Below are 3238 nucleotides of genomic sequence, written 5' to 3'. Positions count from 1 at the left end.
CGGGAGACCAGCAGCAGGTGCGCCGCGCCCCGCTCGGCCAGCCAGGCGGCGACCTCGGAGCCGAGGGCGCCGGTGCCGCCGGTGACCAGCGCGGTGCCGCGCGGGGCCCACCGCTCGGGCTCGCGGCTCGGCGGCGCCTGCACGAGGCGGCGGCCGAGCAGCCCGGAGGCGCGGACGGCGACCTGGTCCTCCCCGGTGGCCCCGGACACGACCGCGGCGAGCCGGTCGCCCGCGCGGTCGTCGAGCTCGGCGGGCAGGTCGACCAGGCCGCCCCAGCGCTCGGGGTGTTCGAGCGCGGCGACCCGGCCCATGCCCCAGACCATCGCCTGCACCGGCGCGGTCACCGGGGACTGGGCGGCGACGGCGGAACTGGTGGCGCACCACAGCGGTGCGCTCAGCCCGGTGTCCCCGATCGCCTGGAGCAGGTGGACGTTCTGCACCGCGCCCCGGCGTGCCGAGGTGTGGCCGGGGAAGGCGTCCTCGGCCAGGGCCAGCAGCGAGAGCACGCCCGCGGCGTCGGCGGGGAGCAGGGCGGCGAGCGCGGCCCGGTCGGCGTCGGCGGGGACGAGGACCGCGCGGACGTCGGCGCCGCGGCGGGCCAGGGCGTCCTGCGCGCCGGTGACGAGCGGGTGCCGCTCGAAGCCCTCGGGGACGACCACGGCCCAAGCGCCGGTCAGGACGGCGGGCGCGGGGTCGGGCACCGGCCGCCAGTCGACCCGGTAGCGCCAGGAGTCGAGCGTGGAGCGGGCGCGGCCCTTGCGCCGCCAGGCCGAGAGGGCGGGCAGGACGACGCTGAGCGGGCCGTCGGGGTCCAGGTCGAGGCTGTCCGCGAGGTCTTCGAGGTCCTCGCGCTCGACGGTGTCCCAGAACCGGGTCTCGATGTCGTCGGCGGCGCGGTGGCCCAGGCCCTCGGGGGCGGTGAGCCAGTAGTGCTTGCGCTGGAACGGGTAGGTGGGCAGGTCGACCCGGCGCCCGCCGGGCACGACGGCGTTCCAGTCCGGTTTGACCCCGCGCACCACGGCCTCACCCAGCGAGAGCAGCATCCGCTGCACCCCGCCGTCATCACGCTTCAACGACCCGACAGCGATGACCTCTTCCGGCAGCGCCATCGTCAGCACCGGGTGCGGGGAGCACTCCACGAACGTCCCGAAACCATCCGCCACCAACCGCTCCACAGCAGCAGCGAACTCCACAGTGGACCGAAGGTTGTCGAACCAGTACCCGGCGTCCATCACCGAGCCGTCCTCCACCCGACCCGTCAACGTCGAATACACCGGCACAGAACCGACCCGCGGCCGAACCGGCTCCAACACCGCCATCAGCTCGTCGCGCAGCTCATCGACCTGGGCGGAGTGCGACGCGTAATCGACCGGCACACGCTTGGCCCGCACGCCGTCGGCCTCGCACGCGGCGATCAGCTCGTCGAGCGCGTCGGGCTCACCCGAGACCACGACGGCCGAGGGCCCGTTGATCGCGGCCACCGACTGCCGGGCGCCGAACGCGTCGATCCGTTCGCGCACGGCCTCGACGCCCGCGGCGACCGACACCATGCCGCCCCGACCGGCCAACCGGCGCAACACCCGCGACCGCAACGCCACAACCCGGGCACCGTCCTCCAACGACAGCACACCCGCCACCACCGCCGCAGCGATCTCACCCTGCGAGTGACCCACCACAGCAGACGGCTCAACACCCCACGACCGCCACACCTCGGCCAACGACACCATCACCGCCCACAACGCGGGCTGCACCACGTCGACCCGCTCCAACAGGTCCGCGTCGTCGACGACCTCGTCCAGCGACCAGTCCACGAACGGGGCCAGCGCCGCGCCGCACTCGGCGAACCGCGCGGCGAAGGCCGTCGACCCCGCGGCCAGCTCGCGGGCCATGCCGACCCACTGCGAACCCTGACCGGGGAAGACGAACGCGGTCCGGCCCGGCGCGGCGGCCGTGCCCAGCACCAGCGCGGGGTGCGACCCGTCGGTGGCCAGGGCGCGCAGCCCGGCGAGCAGGGTCTCGCGGTCACCGACCAGGGCGGCGCGCTCGTCGAAGGCGGAGCGCGTGGTGGCCAGCGACCACGCGGTGTCCGCGACCGGGACGTCGCCCTGGTCGGAGACCGCGGCGAGCAGGCGCGCGGCCTGCTCGCGCAGCGACGGGCCGGTGCGGGCCGAGAGCACCCACGGCACGACCTCGGCCGCGGGCGCGGCGGCCGGGGCGGGCGCGGGCGCCTGCTCCAGCACGACGTGGGCGTTCGTGCCGCTGATGCCGAAGGAGGACACCGCGGCGCGCAGCACGCGGTCCTCGCCGCCGAGGTCGACCGGCTCGGTGAGCAGGCGCACGTCGCCGTCCGCCCACTCGATGCGCGAGGACGGCTCGTCGACGTGCAGGGTGCGCGGCAGCACGCGGTGGCGCAGGGCCAGCACCATCTTGATGACCCCGGCGACGCCCGCGGCGGCCTGGGTGTGGCCCAGGTTGGACTTGACCGAGCCGAGGTACAGCGGGCGGTCGCGGTCCTGGCCGTAGGTGGCCAGCAGCGCCTGGGCCTCGATGGGGTCGCCCAGCGGGGTGCCGGTGCCGTGCGCCTCCACGACATCCACATCGGACGGGGAGAGCCCGGCGGTGGCCAGCGCGGCGCGGATGACCCGCTGCTGCGAGGGCCCGTTGGGGGCGGTCAGGCCGTTGGAGGCGCCGTCCTGGTTGACCGCCGAGCCGCGCAGCACCGCCAGCACGGGGTGCCCGTGGCGCCGGGCGTCGGACAGCCGCTCGACCACGAGCACGCCCACGCCCTCGGACCAGCCGGTGCCGTCGGCGGCGTCGGCGAAGGGCTTGCACCGGCCGTCGGGGGCCAGCCCGCCCTGGCGGGAGAACTCGGTGAACGCGCCGGGCACGGCCATCACGGTCGCGCCGCCCGCCAGGGCCAGCGAGCACTCCCCCGAGCGCAGCGCGGCGGCGGCGAGGTGCAGGGCGACCAGCGAGGACGAGCACGCGGTGTCGACGGTGACCGCGGGCCCCTCCAGGCCCAGGGTGTAGGAGACGCGGCCGGAGGCGACGCTGGTCGCGGTGCCGGTGAGCAGGTGGCCCTCGACGCCGTCGGGCAGGGCGGGCAGGCCCGCGCCGTAGTTGGCGGTCGCGGCGCCGATGAACACCCCGGCGTCGGTGCCGCGCAGCGCCTGCGGGTCCAGCCCGGCGTGCTCCAGCGCCTCCCAGGACGCCTGGAGCAGCAACCGCTGCTGCGGGT

General features: G+C 76.2%; 1 protein-coding gene. It reads right to left on the bottom strand.

Annotated elements, in window-relative coordinates:
* A partial coding sequence (locus L6E12_RS33420; protein WP_236231918.1) for a type I polyketide synthase occupies positions 1-3238 on the bottom strand: 3238 nt, incomplete at both ends.

This window comes from Actinokineospora sp. PR83 (assembly GCF_021056305.1).
GTDB lineage: Bacteria > Actinomycetota > Actinomycetes > Mycobacteriales > Pseudonocardiaceae > Actinokineospora > Actinokineospora spheciospongiae.
The sequence above is the reverse complement of the archived record's forward strand: the minus strand, read 5'-3'. Positions and strand labels throughout refer to the sequence as shown.